Origin of the sequence: Chlamydia sp. 12-01, assembly GCF_042234205.1 — a bacterium.
Lineage (GTDB): Bacteria > Chlamydiota > Chlamydiia > Chlamydiales > Chlamydiaceae > Chlamydia.
The window spans coordinates 1,151,172-1,172,771 of sequence record NZ_CP114174.1; the positions used below are offsets into that span (position 1 = coordinate 1,151,172).

A 21,600-nucleotide genomic window follows, 5' to 3' on the forward strand; every position below is an offset into this window, starting at 1 on the left:
TTCCTTTAGCACTCGAGATCCTAATAATCCTTTCAAAAGGATTCTCATCCAAATAATCAAAGAATAAAAAATTTCCTTCAGTAGCATCTAAAAAATCTAAGAAAGTGAATATCTGTATCTTACGATTTTTATTTTTTAAAACTAAATTCAGGAGAGGAGGGCTAGTTTTTCTATATCATATTGGGACAAGTATGGTTGCAGTAATCTTTTAGTTTTCTATAATGGACTTCCCAAATTTTTATGGGAAAAGGTTCTATCTACTTTATAATAAAGCTTTTAGAGCAGGGAATTAAAATAAATCCTATGCAGTTGGACTATGACTCTTCCTGAAAAAACAACTCCTGCTACATCCACGCCCACATCTCAATCCAACTATACAGTACCCTCTACTTCCAATTCTTCCTATTCCAACCAAAGTACTATTGCTTCTTCTTCCTTAGATGAGAGACTTAATCTCTATGATGAAGCTGTAAATCAAAATAACTCAACGGAATCTGTTGTTGAATTAGGGAAAAAGTTACAGCAAGAGTTCTTTAACTTAACGAACGAAACCTCTATAAGAAGTACAGTATCGCCATCCAATCACTCAGGAAACTGGAAAACATCTTTCTTATATAATTTGGCTCAACTTGTTGCTCATGTTGTCCCTACAAAGATATTACCAGCTAAAATCACCAAACCTACGGTTCTTCCACCGCCTACAAATCATACAGAGACTTCTTCAACACACGTCTCTAGACGTACTAACTCTTCTATTTCTGAGAACTCCACCTCTTTAACTCAGCCTTCTATTGGGGGGGGGGGGGGTTCTCCTAGAAAGAAAAGAATTCTGGCTAAGCTTGTTAAGGCTTCAGCCTCTTCTCGATCTAGGAAACCTACAAAAACGCCTACGAGATATTCTCCTACACATATTCCTAATTCCACTTCCTTTCTTCAGGAAAGTTCTACCTCTCTAGAGCAATCTATTGGAGAAACTAGTAGTGCCCTCATAAAAAAAGAAACAACAACTCCCGTTCAGAAGGTAGAAAAAGATCTACATTCTCTTTCCAGAAGAAAACGTGGTTTAGAAGATGGTGCGGAAATATCAGCTACCCAAAAATATGATCTGACTCCTGAGAATATCGTGGATCGATTACAGCTGACTCCTGACCAAATAAAAACATGCCAAACACCGATCAACAACCTAAAGAAAGCTGTAGGGCGCTATAATGCTTTAGAAAATCAAAACTCAAGAAAAGGGCAAGACCTCCTAGTTAAACAATCTACTTTTCTAGAAACAATTTACAAAAGGGCAAAAATATCTAAAACATCACCTGCACAACAGGTGATGAGCACTATTAAAACAGAGTTTTTATCACACAAAGTTAAAGTAGATAAGCATCTACACGGTATCTGGATTGCTGGCTCTCCTCCGGATGAGACCGACGCCTATATCAAAGTATTTTTACAGACCTATACCGACTTTGACTTTCTCTTTTGGGTAGATGAAACTGCCTATGGTGCTGCGAAATTTTCATCTACTTTGAAGAAAATAGCTTTTGATTCGTCTCTTAACGATTTAAGGAAAGAAACAGGAGAAGATGTAAAAAAATTTGTTCAATACTTTGACGAGTTAAAAGCAAAATATGATTCTACTGAAAACCTTGAAGAGCGGCAACAATACTACGATGATCTACTTCAGATGTATAATGATTATGAGAGAGTAGATGAACACGTTAAGAATCATTTCAATGCCATATTTTTAAGAAATATAATTGTTTCTCAAGATGGCTTCTTCAATTTTTGCATGCTTAAAGGCGTTGATGCAATTACTGACGATATACGCATAGAGTATCTTGAGAAAACTATTAAACTCCCGAAAGAGGAGATTGAGCAATATAAGAAGACTATAGAGACTAATAAAAAGAAAATCCAAGATATCGTTTCTAAGGTTAATAGTGAGCTAGGATCAACTAGAGTTATTATCAAAGATGTCAAAGAACTGACTAGAATGAAAGATAGAACACATCTCTATAATTATGAGACAGAGATGTTATTGCGATGGAATTACGCTGCAGCATCAGATCAGATCAGAATGTTCATGCTCGAAGAACATGGAGGGATTTATACCGACTTAGACATAATGCCCACATATTCTCAGGAAGTTACTGACATCATTTATAAGAAGGGTGGAAATAGATTTTTCGAAAGCTTACAAGTTAGGCGTGCTCTTTCCGATGCAGCATTAAAAATAGCAAACGGCGAAACCGCAGTTACTTTAGATCAAATCGCCAAGGAAATCGAGACATCTGAACTTACGGATGATGATAGAGATAAAATCACTCAGTTGATTAGTGAGTTTGAAAAGATACATAAAGGTGAAGGTGGGGGTCAAGGGAAAACCAAGAAAAGTCTCTTTCAAACAATGGCTCCTGAAATAGTTCGAGACACGATGCCTATTTTGCGAAGGTACCATAAGTGGTCCACAGGTTGGCATATTCGTGGATTGAATGGTTTGATGATGTCGCACAAAGACAGTGCCCTAGTCGATGCTGTCATTCGTGGTCAGTGGCAAGCCTATGCTGAATTAAGAGCCTTAAGAGAAAATATCCTTAGTGGGGAATTTTTTAATACTCTAGAGGATCTTAAACATCTAGATCGCGATCAAACGGTGGGCGGCCACTTTGTCAAAGATTATCTTGGAAAGAGTCTGTTCTATGACTTTAGACAGGATTCAGTTATTCCTGGAGCCGTAAGTACACTAGGCATTACTGGCCCGGGTTTAATCAGAAATGAAATGATCAAGTACTTTAAAGGGCTTGGTCCTATGGGAAAAGCATTTCTGAGTAAAGATGGAAGCAAATTAGGAGATGATGCCTATTTAGGTTCTTATAAACAGATCAAAACTCCAGAAGGAGAAATTACGTATGACTGGACACATCCATTATCTATAGGATCTAATGATGTAACTCCTGGAGATGAAAGTACCTGGTGTAACATTAAACGGCCAGGCGCAAGCGAATTACTTTTTTCTGATTCGTCAAAATTGCGTGTAGAAACTCCTAAAGGAGTGGAACGCACTAAAATCGATCAAGCTGAATTTATTAAGTTATGGTCTGATGAATCAAAAAAAAATCTACCTGGAGGTTTATTAACCCGATTTAATCACCTCATTACTGATCGTAATATAGATATTGTAAGAATGTCTGAATTAGATCACGAAATCTATTCATTCAAGATGCAAATAAAAGATGACGTTATAGCACAAGCGTCTATGTTCTCTTTACAGCTGCAAATTGCACAGCTGATTCGTGATGTTAAACTTCCAGTGTCCAATCACGTTAATTATTTCCCAAATCCGCATCAACATATTGAGGATGATCTAGAAAAGGCTATCAGATTATATCTAAATAGCAATTCACAGACAGGAATTACTGTATGGTATAGTTCATCAAGTGATCTATCGATGTTTTTAAAAGATATGCTTTCTGTAGCCGAGAGGCAACTAGCCATTGGCAATCTCATTGATTCTATAAACACATCACCCATTTCTATAACAGACATTGAGATTTTAACAAAATACTCTGAATTCAGTTCTAAAGACAGTATGGATTGTCTTACAACTGAAGAAACTGACAAGTTTCTAGAAATCACAAGTAAAATAGCAGAGAATCGCGAGCTTCAAGCAAAGGTCAATCAAATCGAAGAACAAGTCTCATCAGGACAGTTATTTAAAGAACTACAAGATCTAGTAGATCATTGGTTGACACTATCAGATGAAGATAGAAAAAAGGCAATTCTTGATAAAATGAAAGAAATGGCCCGAGGTAGCGGTATCGATGGACAAGAGCAGAAGAATATAGAAAAATGGTATGAGAAACTTTATGACGATATATTACAAAAACGTGTCACGGATCCAAAGAAAAAATTAGAAGATATTGTTAAGAAATTTGAATCAAGTGAACGCGTAACTTTGCAGAATTTAGATCATTTTCTATCCGATGAATCCTTATTTTCACGCATGCATAGAGATGGCTACTCTTTCAACGATTTAAATGATTTATACAGATTCATAGTAGCTAATACAGGTGTTTCAGGGATCTTTGCTTCAGATAGCGTCTTTCCATCTCCCTCTAATCACCTAGTGGATATGATGAAAGCAACATTAGACGCTGACTATGAGAATATGCATGACCATCTAGACCAAGTGTATAACTATCTAGCTTTGGATCCTGGAACTCCAGAAGCAAAAGCAGCTTTAGAAGAGATACCAGAAGCATTAAGAAAGGAATTAGAAAAATCTCATACTCCTGATTTACTAACTCCTCCTGTAGATGCGTACGTCTCTGCTTTAGGAATGCAGTATGGTGTAGACAATGGTATGGAATCTAATCGCATAATGACAAGTGCCATACCAGGAATATTCAATCCAACAAGCCATACCATGGCAAACTATTTTGATGGTCTTTATGAACTCCACCGACATATTCATGACAGTTCCTTAACTAAAGATTCAGCAAAGAAACTCCTTGAAGATAGAGGTATCCATTGTTTTGCTTATGATGATCGTCTTGAAGAGCTCGTCAAGCTTGCAGGGGATAAGCAATATCTTTCCCTAACTCAAATTCATCAAATTCTTTCTAAGACAGAGAATTTTGCACAGGCATCAGGACATCTATTATCCAGCATTTTACCTGGAGCTAGTGATATCTTTCAAAGAGAGGCAACTTTTGGCCGGCCATCAGCAACTGCAATGCAAAATCCAACCGCGATTAATCCGTATGATTATCGCGGAGTAGGTGCTAGTAAAGATCTTTTCTCCACTCCTTCTGATGTGCCTACGATACAAAATGCCGTAGAACGAGCAAAGTATTCTCTATTTTCTTGGCCAGATTTTTCTAGAGAGCATATACCTCAATGGAGTGATTTAGCAAAAGCATTTGGCTCCGATATTGCTCACATACACCCACAAACGTTTTTATATGACTTAGAAGGACGTTGTATGGGTTTATCTATGCTTTATATGTCAGCTAACGATGCAATTGAATACACCTTGATAACCAGAAATCTCATGACAACAAGTTCTCTATTTCAAACAAGAGAGCGTGATCACCTACAGCTAACGGAGTCGGATAACACATTCTTAGAGAAAAGCCGCTCTTACATCGATTGGTTGCAATATCAAGGGAATAAAGATCTGAAAACAAAGGGGATATTAACTGAGCGGAGATGGGATATTGGAAGTCTATCTAGGATGTTCGGTTATCAGAAAGAGATGAAGAGCTTCTTAGTAACTACCCCCAGCCATTCTATAGTTGTTCAAGCAATAGATAAAGCTTATAGAGTCACAGACCCCAACTTTGGACATTGTGATTTTCCAACATTATCACATGCCCTGTTGTTCTTAGAATCTTCAGTACAACTAACTGACGAAGTAAGAGATCGCTATGGCATTTCCAGTGCAACATCGATACAAGAACAGCTAAAAGTTTATACCGTAGATTCAACAAAAGCAGCCAATACCTGGTTTCCATCTACCAACTTAGGATTCTCCTATGATCAATACATGACTACTTTATATAAAATGACTCTAAGAGGGGATGTCCGTTTAGGTCGTAGAAGAATATCCTGGGCAGACTTATATAGAATAGGAGGTACTATTGATCATAGAAGAATCGATGAAAAGACCCGTGAAGGAGATCTCGATAAATTAAAATTAGATGGGGATATTTTAAGTGATTATCTTTCTAAGCATGTCTTAGATGCTGATCTTGCCGCTACGATCCTATACATCTTAGATACCTATGGAACAGAAGTTGGAACAAAAGAGGTCAGTAGGAAATTAATTGTTGAAACTCCTAGAGATCTCACATCTTTAATAAGCGGGATTAAAAGCAAAGCACAGCAAATGAGCTCTATGTTACGGAATGTAATGGAGGAGATAGGAAAAGCGATTAAAGGTACATCGGCTGTAGATAAAGATAAGATATCTGTCACCAATGTGGATGTCAATGGAGATGAGATCTCCTTTGAGTTGAAGGAGGGAGAATCTACAAAAAAAGTCAAAATTCCGAGTCATGGATTAGTCAAAGTATTTAAAGAGCTAGGATCAATGTTAAATGATCTTGCTGGCACAGGTGTTATGGATATAGAGCTCGGCATGTCTGCACTCTCTATTATACAATACGCACGTTTGGTAGAAGCAGGAAAAGGTGATGATGCTCAAGCGATTTTTGACTTATTTTTAGATGGAAAAGAAATGGCTGAAATGACCTTGGGAACTATTGTCCAGGGTGTAGGAAAGAAATTCATTACTGAGCAAGGGATTGATGGATTTCGATTAGAATCGGTCTTAGCTAAGAAGCTCATGAAAACCTCTACAAAAGTTGGCGGAACTTTAGGGAAAGCACTTTTTAGAGTAGGACAAATGTTAGAGCTACCTATCCTTGAAGCTGTTGCTGGGGTCTGGGGCCTCTATACCAGTATAGAGGATTTACAGCACGCCTCTTCACACAGTGATAAGATGGGAGCACGTGTTCAAGTGGCTTTCGATGTTATTACTCTAACATTAACATTATCCGCCGTTGTTGCTCCTGCTGCGATGTTAGCTGCTGGACCTATTGCTGCTATTGGTATGGGGGCTTCGTCAATTGCTCGCAACATTGCTTTGACAGAAGAACGTCACGAAGCTTGGAATCAATATAAACGCTTCCTAGAAGAGGGTAGTGAACATATTGTAGATGCTTTCCCAGACAGAGGATTGCTTGATTTTTCTAATAACCATGTTTTAGGAAATATAGTTTTAGATCTAAGACAAAATCCTCCTATTCTTAAGGGAGATAGATCTTACAATGCCAACAGATGGATTGGACATAAACCAGGGTGGTCTGACTCACAAGTTAGAGAAAAGCTCAGCTATGCATTTAGTATTACTCCCTATAGCGCTTTAGCAAAAGGGCATGCTAATAGCTATTGGCCTCCTGAAGTTCCTAAAATCCCCGCAGGCACCTACAACACCGTTATTCTTGGATACGGAATTACATATCAAGGAACTACTGAGGTTGTTTATCTCTCAAATCAAATAGTTTGGAGAGAAGCTGTCTTAGATCCAACATCTCGTTATTATGTACCCCCTTTAACAGCTAAAAATCATAAAAGTAAGGTAATAACCGGGAACACACAAGCAACTATTATTCCTGTACGTCTTTTAGATAAGGATTCTCAAGAGCGAATAGATTATGCCTCACAATATAAAGATTATGAGATCACGGTTGAAGGAGGAAAAGGAGGGATAACTGTTCAAATTGGTGGCGCTGGTTTTTATAATATTACAGGGGCTTCAGGAGTTGAAAATGTGATTTCATTCCGTGCTATTCCACCTCCATTGGGTGTGAAATTTAATCTAGCACAATTAGTGCAAGAAGTTCCTCTAACAAGACCTAATGGCACAAGTATAGATATTTTAAAAATTCGACAAAAAGGAATTTCTACAGTCATCGGCTCTTCTGGAGGTCAGGATAATTTAGCAGGAAATCGCGACACCAAATTCTATCCAAGCCCTGGAGGAGGAATTATATATTCCGGAGCAGGGAAAAACTGGTACTACATCCCTAAATTAGATAACAATCTTACTATTGTACTTACCCCGAACTCTACCGATCACGATCTTACACTTGGTATGAGCTCCTTTGAACTACATTCTGGAGGAGATAATCTAAACTTACTAGGTCTCAATGGAGATAACAGCACAGGCATATACATTGAAAATGCAAATAAGAGTAGCTCATACGAACATTGGGTAGGTCACTTTAAAGTCAAATTTTCTGACGGCATTACAGTTGAAGCTATAGAAAAACCTGTCTCAGGGAATAGTACAAATACGACTACTTTAGGTTTTACAAAATGTGATCAGTCTACGTGGGCATTAAAACATCCTGAAGAATCTGGATTTGTAGATAATATTGTACGATGGATGAAAAAATACTTCTGGTGGTTTGCTCCTGAAGTATCTATCGTGCAGCAACACAGTCACGTATCATATTATGACGAAAATAAGCTTTTTGTTTACAAACCCGATAAACATACCGAGTTAGATATTCGAGCTCAAAATGAGTTTGAGGCAGTAGTTGAAGGCTCCGTAGGATCTTCTTATCTCTTGTCTTCTCCACCAAATATCAAAACCAAATCTACTAAAATTGCACTAGCAGAAGATGGAGACTCTCCTCAATTAATTGATCTTGGCTTACTTGTTCCCAGTTTAATTAAGGGTAAAATGACAAGTAAGACAGCTATAGAGCTGGAAGTTTCCTCCCCAAGATATACAGTTCCTGTAGTTCTCAGTTGGGATCCCGGAGATCCTCCGTGGAAAACAGTAATAGAAGTTAACTCATATGTTCGAGCGACTCTAGGTGAGTGGCATCGTAAAATCCAACAACACCCTGAACAAACTCACGTTCTTTATCACAACAGCGTCCTAGTCCCTGAAAGATTAGAAGGTATATTGAGTCTGAACAACACAGTTACCTTGATGTTAAGTGAATCAAACAAGACTAAAGAACATATTCTTGGAGTCGAAAATAAAGGCGGGATAGATTTAAAGATATGGGGAACTCTCCATGCCGGGCATATTGAAGGCGCTATGATGCATCAAATATGGACAAGGTTTAGAAACTCTGCGTCCTTAAAAGTCTTCGATATCACAGTACCAGCGTATTCTATTAAATATCTTGATTTCGAAGGTAGCGATAGAAGTGGTGGAAACATCCTATTTAACAGCATACTAGAATCCAAATATCTTAAAGCAGATATCAAACCAAAAACGAAATTCTCTCATAACACATGGAGGTGGCATGACGAGATTCAGATTTTCTCTACTTCATTAGAGCTTGAAGACTTCTATCGTTATCGCATTGATTCTGAAACACAAATATTATCACGATACTTGATGTACTCTCAAAAATTAGTGAGCATACAAAATAGAGATTTCATCTTAAAATTCTTCTTTGTCCGCGAAGGAAAGGGTGTAGGAGCTATACGCTTTGTATTTAAAAACTTCTTTCACAGAAATTTGGATGGTATTTCAGAGAAAACATTAGAAAAAGAAGCTAAACCTTTGATGGCTTCAAACCCACATCAATTCATTGATCCAAGTTATCGGGATCACTTAGAGCTAACTTTGGGAAAAGAGACGTTTAACTTAGCCACAATGGTTAGAGAATACTGTTCGTATTCCTATATTCTACCGCTAGGGGAAGATGAACAGCATCGTTTGACTATTCCTAGGGAATATTGGTCTTCAAGCTTATCTGTATTAACTTATACTATAGATTCTAACAAAATCAAAAATGGTCCGGAAAACACACTACTCTTTTTCTCTAACACAATGAAGGAATATAGACTTCCTTTAACAACAATCTTGAAAAGTTCGTATTATTTAGACCCCGTAAGTGGAGATCTTTACATAACACGGCTAATAACAGCACTAACCAGCTGGAAGAATGAAGCTTTTGTCTTAACACTAAAAGAATTCAAACAGAATTGGGAAACTTTTAAAGACATTTTCATATTAGCACCCCATACAGAACTCACCACATCTACAGCAACAGCTCTGACATTTGTTGGCCCTGAGTTGCGTCATTTCGAAATTAACTTCCCTATGATGATTGCGGACAAGAGAATACCGGAAAGGCTAGTTTCTAGAGCAGGCTCAATATTCCCAACTAACGACCAGGTTATAAATTACGATCCTCGAGCTGATAAACAGTTCTATACGTTACCAGATTATATGTTGTGGAATCTTCGTGATAGAACCAAAGGCTCCTCTAAGCGTGCTAAAGCTTATGATAGCTATTTACTGGGTTCGGCTATGCATTTATCTTCTAAAGAACCTAAGTGGAAAATCCCAGATAGTATGTTGCAATACGCTATTGGTTATTACAGAGTACAGGTTCCTCAGTGGGTACGTTCTCATATGCGCACGCGTACACTTGTAAAAATGCCAAAAGGCAGTATCAAGATCTCATTAATCACAACACAAAATGATATTTTTGATCGCAAACCTGGAGGGGGTTATAACATCTACTTCGCCCTGCTCGGATTAGATAAACACGTAAAAGCTCAAAGTGAGAAACCTGGAGATATGCTGCTCGATCTAAATCAAGATGTGATTCTTAAGGTGCAAAAAATCGATGAAAGCGAATATTCCAGGAAAAGAATTTATGTAGTTGCAGAAATTGCTACAGAAGCAGAGCGTAGATTAGAACCCGACTCACAGGTAATCGTCCTTCCTGGAGGGGAGAGGTTCAGATATAAAAGAAATGTGAAGGATAATGAAGAGGGAGATGAAGAAAAAGATGATCAAGAAGAGGAAGAAGATGACAACGATGAAGAGAACGAGGATCAAGACAACGACTCTAATTAGAGCCGCCAGTTAACAACGACTTTATTCATTGAGTAGTGGTGTATTTCGGGGTTTTTAAGAACACCTAATTTCTCTAATTCCTTTAGTACTCGAGATCCTAATAATCCTTTCGTCAATGGATTCTCATCCGAATAATCAAAGAACAACAGTTTTGCCCATAGAGCGTCCGGAGAATCTAAGGGGATTATAGTCTCTATCTTTCCATTTTCATTTTTTTGAGATCTATAAACTAAGAAAGCTAAAAAGAGTCTAGAAAGCTTTTCGATACCTTTTTGACTGATTATATCTCCTGATTCTGTCTTTAAAATCTCTCTACAAAGTAAGGGGAAGTTTATAGGGAAATCTGTAGGTTCTCCATGAGAGCTTTTTTTAACCTTCTTCAGTTTATCTCTAGGAATTTGAATCCCAGAAAAATCCATTTTAGTGGATAAGCTAGGGTAATCAATCCAAAAACTCATGTCATTCACTTCAGAAGACTCTATGGAATCAAAAGCTATATAGCAATCCTCTAAAGGCAAAGAGGTATAGACAAGGGGAAGGCGACGTATATTCTGTAAGACTTGAGGATAGAGAATCAGCAGTTTCCGTTCTTCTTTGCTCACTAAATTATCAATACAGACAATCCGACCTTTATAAGAAAGATAAGCGTACAGAAGAAACCGTATTGCTAGAGCAATGAGTGTAATCGGGATAAACACTAGACAGAGAATTCTTAAGACCTTTTCAAAGATGGATAGGATATGTCCTGAAACAGTCACGGCCCAAGCCTTATTCTGGGGATCTCTGGCAACTATATAGGATTGCTTACCTCCTAAGTAAAGATAGGAATCTAGGAAAGAAACGGTCTTTTCTAGAAGAGAAGGTCTAGAATAGTCCGAAAAAATGAGATACGGCATTTCCCACCCAGATAATAAAATTATTAATTAAAAGGTCATACTATTATAAATGAAACTAGAAATAAGGGTTAGGTATTAATAATTAACTATATGACTCCTCTATAAAACAACTAACCGTGCAACATAATACATATTATCAGACCATACAAGTATTGCAAAAAAGACTGGGTTAAGCTCACCAGCCTACCCCACTAACTCTCTTCTTTCGGAAGCTCCTGAGCAATTATCCCAGCATGACCTACGAGTTCACCATTGTGATAGCAAGGAACTTCCTCTAAAGAGCATATAGGAAGTCTCGCTGGATGTGAACGACAATCCCTGCGCAACTGTTGAAATTGCTCTTCACTTAATTCTATCACACCGAGCTGGTTAATTCTCTCTTGGACTGTTTTTACACCCCGTTCTCTCATGCCAACGAGATCTATATGTGCCATTGTCGTTTCTAAACATTTGTCGGCATAAAACTTAAATGTCGCTAGATCAACAGTACGGAAGCTTCCCAGCCAGATGGGCACTCCTACAATTCCTCCTGGAGGCACGTAGGAACCAGGGACATAGGTAAAGAGTATGTTCTTTAAATTACCTCTATTTATACGGAAAGAAAAACGTTTGTGTATTCCGACATCACCGTAGGTGCTGATCTCTAACTGAGTAAGAACACTCTCTTCACAACCGTATAGAAGTAAGGAGAAAATCTCGTACATCGACTCTTTATCCGTCTCCTTAAGTTGTAGCATGAGGTATTTTTTCTCAATTTCCACATCAAGTAGAGGTTGGCGTTTAATTAGAGATATTACAGGCGGTATTACTGGCTTTCTTATAATTCCAGGAGGAGTCTTGGGAACAGTAATTGGCGTCTTCGGCTTTCCAGAGATTTCTCCAACTACTTCAATACGTTCTATAGCCGTAAATCCGTATTTGAAAAATAGGGCTAGACGAAGTACGAGTTTAACAACTAATACTAAAATCAAAGGTATAATTAAGAGAAAGGCCAATACCCTCAGAGTTCTCTTAAAAGATGAATGACTCTCTTCTCTAAGCCACGCTAAAGGAGCTGCTGAATTACTTTTGAATACCAAACCTTGTTCGTCGACCGCGACAACTTGTGCATGTTTGATAATACAACCGATACTCGCACAGAAATCATCAACACACTCTACCATATTTTCTAAAAGTGTGGACTTTCCCCTTTTAGACATATCTTCAAGATATTCTGGAGAAAACTTGATAGAGGAAAAAAATGAAATTCCCATACTGACCTAAATTATGAAAACTACTGCTGCAACAGTTTAGTCGAATCTCTTCTCAACTACGACTCCTACCTGTTCTCCTAAAGAATCCACTGTCTTACCAACAGTAAATATTGAGATAGCAAGCATCCCCAGTCTAGAATCTTTATTTAATCCCTCTCTTATGAGAGCTTCAACCTGTTCCTTACTTGAATCCGTTGTAATAGGTACATCTTCTAGAAAATTAGCAGTTACCCCTAATCTCTCTCTGAATCTTTCAGAAGCCCTAACTACTGAAGTAATAATATATTGGTTTCCCTGCTCATCTGTTAATAAATAACCAGGATAATAAGTACATTTGATTCCGGGAACATCTATTAATTCAAATGGAATAGGGAGATATCTTGCTGGCATATGTTTAAGAAGAATACCTTGATCTCTATAATCTCCTACACTTGTACAAACACCAGAATTTATCAATTCAGTAGCACTCATCAAAAGAGTCTGTTGCTCCGGAGATAAACTGGGCAATGTTACAAACGTATTTATGATCTCCTCTCGAGTAAGAGGTTTAGGCTTAGCTTCAACAACTTCTTCTATAGTTACTGGTGGTACCACAGGTTTTATGGTGGGATCAACAATAGGCTTTACAATAGGTTTAGGCGCTGGAGCCGCTACTTCTTGTACCTTCCCTGGATATTTTAAATATAGGCAAAGTCTGACAATAATTTTTAAAACTAAAGCAATAATTACTGGAACAATGAGAAGAACTAAGAGCACTTTTAAGCATAAAGATGTTATAGAATCGGTTTTCCCAACTCTCTCGCATAGAAGTTCCCCATTAGGCCCCAAAGCCTTGATTTCTATACCTTCAGAACGTTGTATAAATAAACTATCTAGGCGTCCTGATAGCTTTTCTAAAAGAATAGATTTACCAGCTTGAGCCATCTCTCCTAAACATTGCTGAGAAAAGCACAGTGGGGTAAAAAAGTTTACACTCATTAAAATATCCTAATAATTTATAAATTATAATTCACAAAACTCTCCCTATTTTAATACTTCCTAAATAATTAATCTCCTATTACTTGTGTTAAGTTTAATGTTAAGAATATTAACTTTAGAAATTTTCGGGAAAATCATTATATTTTTCTATTCAACACTCTGATGATAAAGAATTTATAGACAACTTCATACAAAAAACTTTTATGGAACTAGTCTAATTAAATTGCTTCTCAATAAAGATTCCGATTTCCTCCCCTAAAGATGCAAACCGCAAATCACAGCCTAATCTAAAGATAGCTGCGCCACTTAGGCCTATATAACGATTTGTTTTCTTCCCCTCTCTTATGAAGGCTTCAATCTCTTCTCGAGTAGTTTCTCTCGTAATGTGCTTACTCGCAAGAAATTTAGCAGTTTCATCCTGATAGCATCGCAATCTGCTGTGCATTCGTGTTATTGATGTTATCGCATCAACTCCATATAATCCCTCATGCAATCTTCCAGGAGCATAGGTAAATTCATATCCAGGAAGGGTTGTTAATTGAAATAAATAAGGCAATTCGTTTTCGAAAGGCAAATCTGTAATTAAAATCCCATTTGCTCTGTACTCACCTACTGTTTTGTAGGATCTAGATGTAAAAGTCGTTACGCCCTGAATTAATTTGTTCAAATCCTCTTTAGAAAGACAAAATGGTTGTAAAAATTGCTCTATAATCTCCTCTCGAGTAAGAGGTTTAGGCTTAACTTCAATAACTTCTTCTATGGTTACTGGTGGTACCACAGGTTTTACGGTGGGATCAACAATAGGCTTTACAATAGGTTTAGGCGCTGGAGTCGTTACTTCTTCTACCTTCCCTGGATATTTTAAATATAGGTAAAGTCTGACGATAATCTTTAAAACTAAAGCAATGATTACTGGAACAATGAGAAGAACTAAGAGCACTTTTAAACATAAAGATGTTATAGAATCGGTTTTCCCAACTCTCTCGCATAGAAGTTCCCCATTAGGCCCTAAAGCCTTGATTTCTATACCTTCAGAACGTTGTATAAATAAACTATCTAGGCGTCCTGATAGCTTTTCTAAAAGAGTAGATTTACCAGCTTGAGCTATCTCTCCTAAACATTCCTGAGAAAAGCACAGTGGGGTAAAAAAGTTTACACTCATTAAAATATCCTAACAATTCATAAATTATAATTCACAAAACTCTCCCTATTTTAACGCTTTCTAAATAATTAATCTCTTGTTACTTGTGTTAAGTTTAATGTTAGGAATATTAACTTTAGAAATTTCCAGGAAAATCTATTTAACGATTTGATGATAAAGAATTTATAGGTAACTTCACACAAAAACTTTTATGGAAATATTCTAGTCGAATTGCTTCTGAATAAAGATTCCGATTGCCTCTTCTAAAGATACAACCTGCAAAACAAGGAAAACGAAATACAATAATTGACTAAAATCAAAGGAATGATTAAAAGGTGCCCCAGGCTACACTGCCAGCGTACGTCGTTATGCTTTATAAAAGGATGAATTTCTTCTTTTCAGAATAGTTCCTTATGATATTTTAAATTAATAATTACGAAAAAATTAAGATTCCCTTTCAACATAATTCGTGAAAACTATTATTGCGATAATCTAATCGAGATTCTTTCGAATTAGGATCCCAATACTTTCTCCTGGAGAACTTTCCGACTTATTGATATCAAACACTTCCACATTAAAAATACCTAATCTAACATCTCTTCTTAGTCCATCCTTTATCAGCGCATCAACCTCTTCTTGTGTTGAATTCGTTGTGACAGGTACTGAAGTTAGAAAATCAATAGTTATTCCCAATAGATCTTGAAATTTAGAAATAGTTCGTTTTGACGAACTAACAACATCTTTTTTGCACTCTTCATCTGCCTTCACAAATCCTGAAGAACCAGAATAATAGGTGAAATATAATCCGGGGATCTTTTCTAATTCAAATGTAATGGCATACTCATTCTCTTTTGGCATAAGTTTAAAGAGAATCCCCTTCTTTTTGTATTCTTTTAAGCTTTTACAACTTCTAGAAACAATTAATTTAGTAGATTCAATCAAGAGATTTCGATTTTTATCAGATAATTTAGGAAGTGTCAAAAATTTATCTACGATCTCTTCTCGAGTAAGAGTCCTACCCTGAATTTTAGTCGTCTTATCAACCAAATTCATAGATCCTACAGCGGATGTTGTAGAAGGCGTGGAAACAATTATTTCCTGTGCCTTTCCTGAATATTTTAAGTACAAACAAAGCCTTACGATAATCTTTAAAATCAAGGCAATGATTACTGGAACAATAAGGAGAGCTATAAAAACTTTTAAACATAGAGACGCTGCAGTATTAACCCCTTTGACTCTTTCATATAACAATCCCCCCTTATCAGGCCCTAAAGCTTTAATTTCCACTCCTTTAGAACTCTGTATAAACACTTCATCCAAGCGTCCTGATAGCTTTTCTAAAAGAGTAGATTTACCAGCTTGAGCTATCTCTCCTAAACATTGCTGAGAAAATCTTAGAGGAGTGAAAAAATTCACACTCATTAAAAACACCTAAGAATAATTTATTAGATTTAACCATAGATTATTGTAATTACTTATAAATAAAATAAAAATTGATATTTATATTTAGAAAATTAACAAAATAGAATTGTTTATTATTACTATTCATAAAACATACAATAAAAAAGTTAAGATAGTTTAGAATCAAAGTCTTATGGATCAATCTGCTATAACATTGTCTAAAAAATTAACACTCCCGAATGATCAAAACATGCTGATCTAAGGGTTCCGTGCGTATCCTTCGGATCGTAATAGTCTTTGCATTTCGAGATCCCCGTAGTTCAGCTAACTCTTCTCGTTGTAATGCTAAATAATCCAATACATGTAGATTTGCCCATTCTTGAGCAGAATAACCAACCTCATTATTGATTTTAGTTTCTCCCATAGATTCAAACTCTAGGCGAGTAAAATCTGGATGTTTGAAGAAAATATCATCCTCTTCCTTTAAGATATCGCTATCATTTATCTTAGATTTGACACTTACTCCCCTTCTATTAAGTTCTAACTTACTTCCAATCTTTCTGAGAAGTTTATGCTCATTTACAATTCTCTCCATAACTCCCCTATCAAGAGGAGGAAGATGGAAATCTATGTTTTTTAGTTCATCTCGAGTGAATATAGGTGAATCTAGACCTACTGGCTTAGGAGGGTCTACAAAAATAGCAGTTTGTTCAGACCACATCTCCCATCCCCGATATTTATAATATAGAGCTATTCTCACCACTATCTTGATAATAAAGGCTATAACTGCAGGGATAACAAGTAGATATAGAAATAGAGCTCTCAATCTCTCTTGAAAAAACAATGGGATTTGTATGTTCACATAAACGAGCTGCCCCAATGTATTCATTCTATCAATATATAGAACACGAGACCCATCTCGAAATTGAAGTATCCTATCTACTTTTTCTACTAAAGATTCCAGATAACCACTTCCCCTGCTAAACTTAGGAAGATCTTTCAAGAAACTATGTGAAAAAATTGCAGACGAAAAAAAACACGAGATCATGAATTTAAGCTGGGAATTAGATTCGGAATTCAAAATAGAAAGATCTGGGACTTATAAAAAGTATCCAGAACAAAAGATTATCGTTTAATGTAACACTAAAATAGGAAATTTAATAATCAATAGATATGTCTCGACATACGCAATGAATTACTATTATCGATTTCCTATAGACTAAAAATGGTTTATCTAAATGATCCTAAGAAAAAAACGTCCCTAAGAACTATTTGACGATACTCTTTCACAGATCATAGAGTAATAATCTTTCACCATCAATATGTGGTTAGTAAAAATTTTATCTCCAGTAAAGTCACTTACTCTTCTACACTACTTCACGCATACCCTATGGATTCTTTATCCCTAGAAAATGTTATCTAAAAGTAGACAACAGCTTTTTTTGAGCTTTTGATAGGTGATCAAAAATCTTATTCAAAACGATTATTTTTGTATTGGTATCCGCAAACGAAGAGACTATAGCTTCTACATTGAGTTGTATGATTTCTTTAAAGGTTAGAGGTGTGGATTTGACATAAGTCAATTGAGAATTTTGATCAGCAGGAAATCCAGATAAAAGTAGCATTGTATTTTGCAAAGAAATTCCTCCCATTTGAGGATTATCGGAGCTCAATGTTACGTTAAGCTTATGGTATCTAAACAACGCAAAGAAAGGATGATCGTCAAGACTATCTATAGTCGTTTTACCTATTTTTTGCATTCCTGAGTATTGGTGTAATGAAGCCCCAAGAACAAGGTTAATAATTGGCGCCATAACGAGAGTAATATTTTTCTCTTGGATTTGATGAATAGTCGGTAGGTGTTCGATCGCTTGGAACCCATGTGCTATTCTCTGTATAGGTAGAGCTTGCAATGTTTGGCTTAAATATAAGAATCCTGTTCCCTCCCCTGCGTGAGCTTCACAACCAAATCCTTTTTCATAAGCGTGACTATATCCTGAAGTTAATTTAGTTGGTGCTGCTTCAGGACAGATTTCTGCTCCGGCAGATTGCAAGCCAACAAAAAGGCCAGGAAAGAAACTCTCAGCTTCATCAAGCCAACTCGCAGCCTCTTCTGATCGTTGTTGTGTAGACTGTTGGAGATTAGAAGAACCAGTTTTATTAAAACAATTGAGAAAACGAAGGACAATTCCTTGACTATAGAAAAGTTGAGAGGCTCTAGAAAAAAGATCATATAAGCGTAGGCGAGCTTCCTGAGGTTCAAGTGAAGGATAAATCGCATAAGCTATACGGATATTCTGTTGAACTTCGGTATAAATGATATTATCTTGTCGACATTGCTTTAAATAATCTCGCAAAACAAGCCAAAGATCATTTTCATTCTGGATTCCTCCCGGGGGGTATCTATGCCCCTGTACAGTGGCCATAATCCGATCAAAACTGGAAAAATCACGAGAGGTAACAGAATATTCTAACAAAGAAACATCAGGATTCTGTTCATAGCGAATATTCTCAAAATTTTTGAATATTTCAGAATAACTCTTATGAGGATTTCCATTAGACAAAGAAGGAGATACCCATCGGCCATTCTCCCATTTTATAAGACTATTTCTGACTCCTAATTCCCAAGCTGTTTTTGGTGAAATAGTCCCTGGAAGATGAACGTGAATATCTGCTTTAGGGAGATCTTTGATAAACTGACTTGTATAAGGTATGTTATCACACAACTCAGAAGATAACCGCGATAACTGCTGGATAATAAAAAAAAGCCTCTTATAGCTCATATCTTATTTTTTGCTTTATTTGGCATCAGATCTTATTCCCACTCAATAGTTGCTGGAGGTTTATCAGAGATATCGTAAACCACCCTGCTAACTTCGGAAATTTCATTAATGATGCGTGATGCACATCGGTTAAGAAAATCTCTAGATAAGGACGGCCAGCATGCTGTCATAAAATCAGTAGATTCTACTACACGTAAAGCTATTGTATAACCGTAATGACGACAATCCCCTTTTACAGCAACAGATTTAACTGGTAAGAAAATAGCAAAAGCTTGGCTAACCTTGTGGTATAAATTGGCTTTTTTTAGTTCTTCAATAAAGATATTATCAGCATTTTTCACTATCTCTACATATTCTTGACGGACTTCTCCAAGAACTCTAACTCCCAAACCAGGGCCAGGAAAAGGATGGCGTGATATCAAGTCTTCCGGTAAACCTAAAACTCTACCCAAGGCTCTAACTTCATCTTTAAAGAGAAAACGTAAGGGTTCTAAAAGTTTTAGATTCAACTTTTCTGGAAGTCCGCCGACATTATGGTGAGACTTAATTACTTGTGTTGCATCACAAGATTTTGCAGACTCAATTACGTCAGAATAAATAGTCCCTTGAGCTAACCATTGAACCTCAAGGTTTTTAGACACTTTGTCGAAAACTTCGATAAAAGAAGAACCAATAACTTTACGCTTTTGCTCAGGATCTTGTATTTCAGATAGATCACAGAAAAATTTTTCGGAAGCATCTTCGACAATTATCTCTAACCCTAGAGAAGAAAATTGCTGCTTAACTTCTTCCACTTCATTTTTTCTTAACAGCCCCGTATCGACAAAGACGCAAGACAATCGATCACCTAGGGCATTATGGAGTAAAACAGCTAAAACAGAAGAGTCTACCCCTCCAGATAAACCGAGAAGCACACGTTCTGTTTCTCCTACCTTTTCTTTAATATTCTTGATAATTTGTTTTTCTACTGTTTCGATTTTCCAGGTTTCTGAAGCTCGACAGATGTGTTTCACAAAATTTGATAAGATTTTATCACCTATTGCTTGAGAATCTGAAACCTCAGGATGGAATTGCAGACCAAAGAGTTTTTTTTTAGGGCATTCTATAGCAGCAATAGGACAATGTTGAGAACTCGCTGTAACGAAGAAATCTTTAGGAGGAACAGAAACAGAATCACAATGACTCATTCTGATTTCAGCATGAAAGGTTTCCTTATCGACAAGACCTTTAAAAAGTTCGCTTGGATAAAAAACTATAGGTGTATAACCAAATTCGTTTCTTCCTCCTCTTACTTCGCTTCCGAAATCTCTAGCGATGAGCTGCATGCCATAACACACACCAAGTATAGGAATATTACTGTTATAAATTTCTCTATCAACTTGTGGACTATTCTCCTGATAAACCGAATGGGGTCCTCCAGAAAAAATCAAACCCGAAGGAGCAGCCTTAAGAATGCTTTCTAAAGGTGTATTCCAAGGAAGCACCTCACAAAATACAGAAAGTAAACGTATCTTTTTTGCTAGAACGTTTGTGTATTGAGAACCAAAATCAAGAATGAGAATCTTATTCAAAATAGATCACCTTCTACTATTTAGAAATTAGATAATTCGGAGCATGTTGAATGTGCTGTAAGTTATGAATATGACTTTCAGATCTTCCAGAATGAGTGATTCGTGCAAATACAGCACTCTGGCGTAATTCTTCTAAATTATAAGCTCCTAGATAGCCCATACCTGATCGAATTCCTCCTAGAATTTGATAAAGCACATCATGAAGAGAGCCTTTGTAAGGTACAAGCCCTTCAACACCCTCTGGAACAAATTTCTTAGCGTTACTTTCTTGAAAATAACGCTCGGCACTCCCCTTCTTCATAGCTCCTAGAGAGCCCATACCCCGATACATTTTATAAACTTGCTCATCAACCTGGATAATTTCTCCTGGAGCCTCATCAGTACCTGCTAGCATGCTACCAAGCATAACGCAATGTGCCCCAGCAGCCAGAGCTTTAACGATGTCACCAGAATAGCGCATTCCTCCATCAGCAATAACTCGAACAGCAGAATTGCGTAATGCTTCAGAGACATCCATGACTGCTGTTAATTGGGGTAATCCTACACCCGAGATGATCCGCGTTGTACATATAGATCCAGGACCAATACCTACTTTAACAGCATCCACGCCAATTTCTGCCAAACAAAGAGCAGCTTCTCTTGAAACAATATTTCCTACAATGAGCGTAACTGAAGGATAATGTTTTCTAATAGTTAAGGCTGTATCAAGCACTAATTTAGAATGTCCATGAGCAGTATCCACTACTAAAGCATCTACACCAGCTTCGACTAAAACATCAGCTCTTTGTAAACCTTGCTGACCAATGCCTATCGCACTACCTACCGCTAAAGATGGACTTTGTGATTTTATTTGTTTTATGATACTAACTTGTTGATCTATATCCATATTTTTATGAACGATCCCAAGTCCTCCAGCTAGAGCCATAGCTGTAGCCATGGATAGCTCTGTGACCGAATCCATAGCTGCAGATAAGATAGGAATAGTTAAATCCAAAGATTCTGAAATAGAAGAGGCTAAACAAGTATCTTGAGGAAGAACTTCGGAGTATTGGGGAACTAATAAAACGTCGTCAAAAGTCAAGGCTTCACGCATATACTTCTCAATAAGAAAAAATGATTAAGGACGACCATAGATTGAGAAACTTACTCTTCTCATCAGCAAAAAAACAAAAGGAAAA

General features: G+C 36.9%; 10 protein-coding genes. 1 reads left to right on the forward strand and 9 read right to left on the reverse strand.

All coding sequences use genetic code 11. The features are described from left to right. Positions 1-316 precede the first annotated feature (316 nt). Positions 317-10,399, forward strand: coding sequence for a LifA/Efa1-related large cytotoxin (locus O1W69_RS05000; RefSeq protein ID WP_375793456.1), 10,083 nt, complete (start codon positions 317-319; stop codon positions 10,397-10,399). Here the strand turns inward: O1W69_RS05000 and O1W69_RS05005 are convergent. From O1W69_RS05005 to O1W69_RS05045, 9 genes are all read right to left on the reverse strand, one after another. Beyond that, complete coding sequence (locus O1W69_RS05005; RefSeq protein WP_375793457.1) at positions 10,396-11,295, reverse strand: DUF648 domain-containing protein; 900 nt, start codon at positions 11,293-11,295, stop codon at positions 10,396-10,398. The two genes, O1W69_RS05000 and O1W69_RS05005, sit on opposite strands and share 4 nt — an antisense overlap. A 191-nt stretch (positions 11,296-11,486) precedes the next feature. Continuing rightward, on the reverse strand, positions 11,487-12,548 hold the full coding sequence (locus O1W69_RS05010) for a hypothetical protein (RefSeq protein WP_375793458.1): 1,062 nt from the start codon (positions 12,546-12,548) through the stop codon (positions 11,487-11,489). 36 nt (positions 12,549-12,584) lie between these two features. Then, entirely contained in the window at positions 12,585-13,526 is a 942-nt protein-coding gene (locus O1W69_RS05015) for an adherence factor (RefSeq protein WP_375793459.1), read from the reverse strand. 214 nt (positions 13,527-13,740) lie between these two features. Next, positions 13,741-14,688, reverse strand: a complete 948-nt coding sequence (locus O1W69_RS05020; RefSeq protein ID WP_375793460.1) for an adherence factor — start codon at positions 14,686-14,688, stop codon at positions 13,741-13,743. Between the two features lie 471 nt (positions 14,689-15,159). Further along, entirely contained in the window at positions 15,160-16,089 is a 930-nt protein-coding gene (locus O1W69_RS05025) for an adherence factor (RefSeq protein WP_375793461.1), read from the reverse strand. A gap of 205 nt (positions 16,090-16,294) precedes the next feature. Continuing rightward, positions 16,295-17,071: a hypothetical protein gene (locus O1W69_RS05030; RefSeq protein ID WP_375793462.1), complete on the reverse strand. Its 777-nt coding sequence runs from the start codon at positions 17,069-17,071 to the stop codon at positions 16,295-16,297. Positions 17,072-17,483: 412 nt separating this feature from the next. Continuing rightward, positions 17,484-18,851, reverse strand: coding sequence for an adenosine deaminase (locus O1W69_RS05035; RefSeq protein ID WP_375793463.1), 1,368 nt, complete (start codon positions 18,849-18,851; stop codon positions 17,484-17,486). A gap of 32 nt (positions 18,852-18,883) precedes the next feature. Next, positions 18,884-20,422 carry a glutamine-hydrolyzing GMP synthase gene (guaA, locus tag O1W69_RS05040; RefSeq protein WP_375793464.1) on the reverse strand — a complete coding sequence of 513 codons (1,539 nt, stop codon included), beginning with the start codon at positions 20,420-20,422 and terminating at the stop codon, positions 18,884-18,886. A gap of 16 nt (positions 20,423-20,438) precedes the next feature. Further along, the gene (locus tag O1W69_RS05045; RefSeq protein ID WP_375793465.1) at positions 20,439-21,515 is read right to left on the reverse strand and encodes an IMP dehydrogenase; all 1,077 of its coding nucleotides are present in this window, start codon (positions 21,513-21,515) and stop codon (positions 20,439-20,441) included. Positions 21,516-21,600 lie beyond the last annotated feature (85 nt).

What these genes read in the sequence shown, in the direction of transcription:
- O1W69_RS05020 (WP_375793460.1), bottom strand. Translation starts at nt 14,688, where the DNA reads ATGAGTGTAAACTTTTTTACCCCACTGTGCTTTTCTCAGGAATGTTTA.
- O1W69_RS05015 (WP_375793459.1), bottom strand. Translation starts at nt 13,526, where the DNA reads ATGAGTGTAAACTTTTTTACCCCACTGTGCTTTTCTCAGCAATGTTTA.
- O1W69_RS05005 (WP_375793457.1), bottom strand. Translation starts at nt 11,295, where the DNA reads ATGCCGTATCTCATTTTTTCGGACTATTCTAGACCTTCTCTTCTAGAA.
- O1W69_RS05025 (WP_375793461.1), bottom strand. Translation starts at nt 16,089, where the DNA reads ATGAGTGTGAATTTTTTCACTCCTCTAAGATTTTCTCAGCAATGTTTA.
- O1W69_RS05010 (WP_375793458.1), bottom strand. Translation starts at nt 12,548, where the DNA reads ATGGGAATTTCATTTTTTTCCTCTATCAAGTTTTCTCCAGAATATCTT.
- O1W69_RS05045 (WP_375793465.1), bottom strand. Translation starts at nt 21,515, where the DNA reads ATGCGTGAAGCCTTGACTTTTGACGACGTTTTATTAGTTCCCCAATAC.
- O1W69_RS05035 (WP_375793463.1), bottom strand. Translation starts at nt 18,851, where the DNA reads ATGAGCTATAAGAGGCTTTTTTTTATTATCCAGCAGTTATCGCGGTTA.
- O1W69_RS05000 (WP_375793456.1), top strand. Translation starts at nt 317, where the DNA reads ATGACTCTTCCTGAAAAAACAACTCCTGCTACATCCACGCCCACATCT.